Here is a 5,155-nt window from a genome sequence, read left to right on the forward strand (position 1 = left end):
CGATAAAATTGTTTTCATTCATGTTGGCTAGATATTACCTGTATCAGGAGATCAAAGATACAGTAATATTACTGAATTAGAAAACATTGGTTATACTGTAAGGATTCAGTTGTGGCGAGCGATCGCCATCAGGCAAACGAACAAGCTATTTTTAACTCCTTAAAATCTTTAAATTGAAGGCAGAACTAAGCTAAATTCTGCCCAAGGTGTTAAGACTTTACCTACCCAAATATCCTCTACAATTTCATTAGTACCACGCAGTTTTTCCCTAGCAGCTCGTTTCTCATACGAAAAACGAACAAAATATGTATCTGGACTTAGGTTCCAGAAACTCCATATACCACCAAACCTGTTACGACCCTGAATTCTGAGGGTTTCCTGAGCTAGAAACCGATTTTCTGAGTCTTGAGGTATCTGCTCCTCCAGAAGCCAGTAAAGCTTACCATTGACAACAGAACTCACTCTCTCTCCTGGTTTGAGTAAAATAAAATCACACCCATAAGGAGAACAAGTTGCATTGGAACCATAGTCAAGTTTAATTTTTTCTCCATTTACTTTGATAATTTCTGGCACTAAGTGAAAGAAGACGAAACGGTAAGAATGAGGTGAATTGTTAGCAACACTAATGCCCCATTCCACAGGAGTATAAGCATCCACTTCTTTGGGCGGAATAATCAATACTGGTTCTGATATCCAAGTTTCAAAAAAGATTCCCTCCACTTCAGTCACTTTAGTCAATACAGGTTTCATGGTTTTAATATTCTTCCAATCTCTATCTGTAAACTATCTTGAACTCGATTTATTCTCTTAAGTATAGGATTGAATCAGACTAAACTCTGTCCAAGGTGTTAACACTTTACCAGCCCAAATATCATGAACATTTTTATTTATATTACCCAGTTTTTCCTCGCTTGCCATTTGTGGATATGGAAACCGAACTAGATAAGAGTCAGGACTCAGATCTATAAACATCCATTGATGACCACAGTTGTTAAGACCGTAAAGTACAAGGCTAGAGATAGATCCAAAATGGTTTCTATCCCTTTCATTAGGTATGTTTTTCTCTAAGAAGATCCACAAAAGCTTGCACTGTAGTAAAGAAGTAACACTATCCCCAAAAGAGAGCCAAACAAATTCAGCTCGATAAGGAGAATAATTTGGATTGATACCACCGTTTTTATTAAGTTGCTTTCCATCTGTAGTAACAATTTCTGGCACTAAGTAAAAGAAAATAAAGCGGTAAGGTGATGACGAGAGATTAGTAACTCGAATTCCAAACTCCACAGGAGTATAAGCATCAATTTTTTTCGGGGGTATAGTCAACACTTGTTCTGATACTAAAGTTTCAAAATGGATACCATCAACTTCAGTGACTCTGGTCTCAAAAGGTTTCATTCGTATGGTTGAATTAAAGATTCAATAAACTAGGAACTGGATATGCAATAATGACTGGTTAATCGTTTGGCATAATTGTTGGAAATCAAATACCACCTATTGGGTACAAGGGTTTCAAAATGAATTCCATTAACCTCGATAAAACTGCTTTCATTCATGTTGGCTATACATTATCTGTATCAGGGAATCAAGGCTACAGTAATTTTACTGAATTGGTCACTATATTTGTAATGACTCACCTCTCTCACGACTTCCGATTCCTCAAACCCATAAATTTCCAGACTCCAAAAACACCCAACCCGATTAAACCCCAAACCGAATTGGATTCTGGGACTTTCTGCTTTTTCGTCTCTTCTTCAGTCACTATCGGACGCATCTTAAAACTGCCCACATTTTTATCAAATGCCAGTTGAATCGGAAAATAGGTTTCTTCTGTATCGCCGATGAAATAATCAATATCAGTTACTTTAAACCGGGAAACACCTGAGCCGAGTAAGGAAAGAAAATCGACTCTATCTCCGGGACTAAACTCTCCCAGAATTAGGTCGTCAACCATAACTGTAAACAAATCGTCGTCACCCACGGGAAAATCTAGAATTTCTGTAAATAGAGTGTCATCGGTGGCGACAAATTCAAATCCCTTCTCTATGGGTGGGTCATACCAGCGACAACCGGGAACGTTAGAGAAGATTTGCCAGCCATCAGAGTCAATGCTACTGGGGAATATGGGGTTTTGTTGAGTGCGACCAGGAGGCTCCCAATCGACTCCACCGCCACCGCTACCGCCGACTATGATTCCACCACCGCCACTACCGCCGACTATAATGCCACCACCACCGCTACCGCCGAGTGCAATATTACTCCCATTATTCACGGGGTAAATGTCAGATGGTAAGTCTTGAGGATCTAATAAAGCGACAAAAAGCTCGTAGTTACCTTCATCTTCTCCACGGCGACCGCCCGATGCCACCCCAACAGATAAATTAACAGTACCACTACTAGGAACAGTCCCCCAAATTGCTGAAGCAAAACCATCTCCTTCAGGACTACTATTTTCATCATAAAGCCAAGAACCGTCCTGACTGTCTCCCCTCAGATATGTGTTTGGGTTGCATTGGTTTGAAGGAAGGCTATTGTTAGTCCAAGCCATATATGGTGTTCCTGGAGTTAGTCCATCTACGCTGAAGTCGTCTACTTCTGTACCAGAACTTAGGCTCTCAGAAAAACTTTCTGCAAGTTTAATGGGAGATATCTTGTTTTCCCATCCCCATCTAACACCATTGTAAATTTTTACTTTCTTTGGTGCGATTTCCTCAACAAGGTAAGTTTCTGCATAAAAGAAACTCTCTATATGTGGAAAGTTGTATACTGGAGAATCTCTAAAATAGTCTGATTCGGCAGCTCCTTCAGTATCGTAGTAAGGATTTTGCTGACCAGGAACAATATCGATGAAATCTAAATATCCGGAGGGTGGTACTGTTTTGTATGGTGAAAAGGTAGCGATAACCCTTTGAATCCAGTGAACATTATCACCTTGGGGATCGAAAGAGAATGGTTGGGGGTTATAATTCCATCTAATATGAGCTCCGACACTATTCAATGTGTGACGACCACACCACTCATATCCTAGAGGGTTTGGAGCACACGAGTAATATTCCTGAATATCAAAACTACCTTGTAAGTTTCCCGTTTCCTCAAAGTTCCAGTTGGGAAACTCACTTTCTAGTAAGTTCAGTAATCCTGTGGTTCCCCCTTGTTTGATTTCAATAACCTGTCCTCTCGATAAATACCGCCGGGGGTCCGACTCTGGCCATGCGTCTAATTGAGTATAACCCCATATACCCTTGTCAATATCAACAAAGTAAGGCTTTGTGTATCTGTAGAAGTTTGAGGGAGGAGGAGTAATCGAGAATGCCAAGCTAGACCTAGTTGGCAATATTCCCAGGAGAGTTGTTGTCAGAAAAAGTATGAATGTACTTTGCTTTTGCACTTTTATCGCTCCTATGTTATTTATCAACAAAATAGTGACTACTTTTTTATTGCCTAGAGAATTTTTTCAGTTTCAGACCTAACTAAACTAAAAGTGATTGATGGAGTAAATACCATCCCTACCCAGATGTCTTCCAGTAATTTCGCATTTCTCCCTTCTTTATCTAGTATTTCTACTGTCCTATCTTGATTTTTGTATATAAAATTAATTTGATAGGTTCCTAAAGAAAGCGATCCAAAAACCCAACCACCTCCATCTCCGGCTGGAATGCTCAGGCAAAAAAGCTCTCCCTTCACCCAAAACAGTTGTGCTATCTTGGGAAAAAATGTCAGACTCTCTCCCGGCTTAACTATAGGAAAATCTGATTCTTTTGGTATTATAGTTAAGCTACAACCATAGGCAGCCTCTATTGGTTGACCATCCGTTCCTATCAGTTGTGGAATCAAGCTGGCAAATAAGTTGAACCGAAAACAACTGGAGGTGTTGTTGCTAATACGAATACCAATCTCTACGAGAGTATAGGGGTCTAAGCGCGGATTCCGAACTCTTACGTTTGGTTGCGACCTCGGAACTATTACCCTTGGTTGCGGCACTAGAGTTTCAAAGCGAATCCCATTAACTTCTACCGCACTGTTGTCAGGCCCTACTGGCTCTTGCAAGCTCAGACTTAGGAATTGAGTTGCCAAAGCTGGAGCGATCGCCTCTGTTTTCGTTTCCGGGTTCAAATCTGCTGAGGTGCGATCGCTTGAACTCTTTCTAGTAAACCTCAATTGATAGGTATCTGCTTGCAGATCGTGAAAACACCAACTGTCGTTTAGCTTGAAACTGACTGGTAAGTAACTAAATTGTTTGATAAATTTTAGCTGTAGTTTGTTATTATACCAAAGTAGCCTGACAATTGGAGAAGTTTTTTTGCCCTCTCCAGGTTCGATTAAGCTATCGTCAAGATTTATTATCTTGGGTGGTCGTCTTAACCTAAAAACTAAATTTGAGAGCCAACGAGTCAATGGAAATCTGCCACCGAGCGCTCTCCTCCTAATAGCTTGAATTTTCTCTAGATTCTTCAAAGATTCCTCTATAGCTACTTCTGGCTGTAATATTTGACCCTTTGAGGTTATCAGTTCGGGCATCAGAGCGTCATTTGGATGAAGACGAACGGATTCGAGGGTGTTATTAATTACATAAACAGTAAGCTCGATTTCGATACTGGCATCAGAGGCATTTTTGGGAATTGGCAATGCTATTAATTCTGGCTCCCAAATCCTCATGTTAACCCCCTTTTCTTTAAAAAATAAGTTGTTAAAAAGCTCTAAGATCATAATTTTTCTCTTCTCGAACGTCTAGTTGAATTAAAGATTCAACAAACTAGGAACTGGATCTCCAATAATGACTGGTTGATGGTTTGGCATAATTGTTTGAAAGCAAATACCACCTATTGGATAGATGCTTTTCTAGGTCGGAAAGTTTTTGAATTAGGTTTTTCTTGGGCAGAGTTAATACTCGCTTGGGTACAAGGGTTTCAAAGCGAATCCCATCAACTTCGATAAAACTGCTTTCATTCATGTTGGCTAGATACTACCTGTATCAGGGAATCAAAGTCACAGTAATTTTACTGGATTTGTCACTATATTGGTAATAACTTTAACTCTCACGACTTCCGATTCCTCAAACCGATAAATTTCCAAACTCCAAAAACACCCAACCCGATTAAACCCCAAACCGAATTGGATTCTGGTACCTTCTGCTTTTTCGTCTCTTCTTCAGTCACTA

General features: G+C 40.0%; 4 protein-coding genes. All 4 read right to left on the reverse strand.

Annotated elements, in window-relative coordinates; all coding sequences use genetic code 11:
* Window positions 1-168: 168 nt before the first annotated feature.
* Window positions 169-750: a hypothetical protein gene (locus AC3A14_RS23965; RefSeq protein WP_318736356.1), complete on the reverse strand. Its 582-nt coding sequence runs from the start codon at window positions 748-750 to the stop codon at window positions 169-171.
* A gap of 57 nt (window positions 751-807) precedes the next feature.
* On the reverse strand, window positions 808-1,395 hold the full coding sequence (locus AC3A14_RS23970; protein WP_318736358.1) for a hypothetical protein: 588 nt from the start codon (window positions 1,393-1,395) through the stop codon (window positions 808-810).
* Window positions 1,396-1,639: 244 nt separating this feature from the next.
* Window positions 1,640-3,415 (reverse strand): hypothetical protein, encoded by a 1,776-nt coding sequence (locus AC3A14_RS23975; protein WP_487779203.1) that lies wholly within the window; start codon window positions 3,413-3,415, stop codon window positions 1,640-1,642.
* A 23-nt stretch (window positions 3,416-3,438) separates the two neighbouring features.
* Entirely contained in the window at window positions 3,439-4,704 is a 1,266-nt protein-coding gene (locus AC3A14_RS23980) for a hypothetical protein (RefSeq protein ID WP_487779204.1), read from the reverse strand.
* Window positions 4,705-5,155: the final 451 nt, after the last annotated feature.

Source organism: Roseofilum sp., assembly GCF_982964205.1.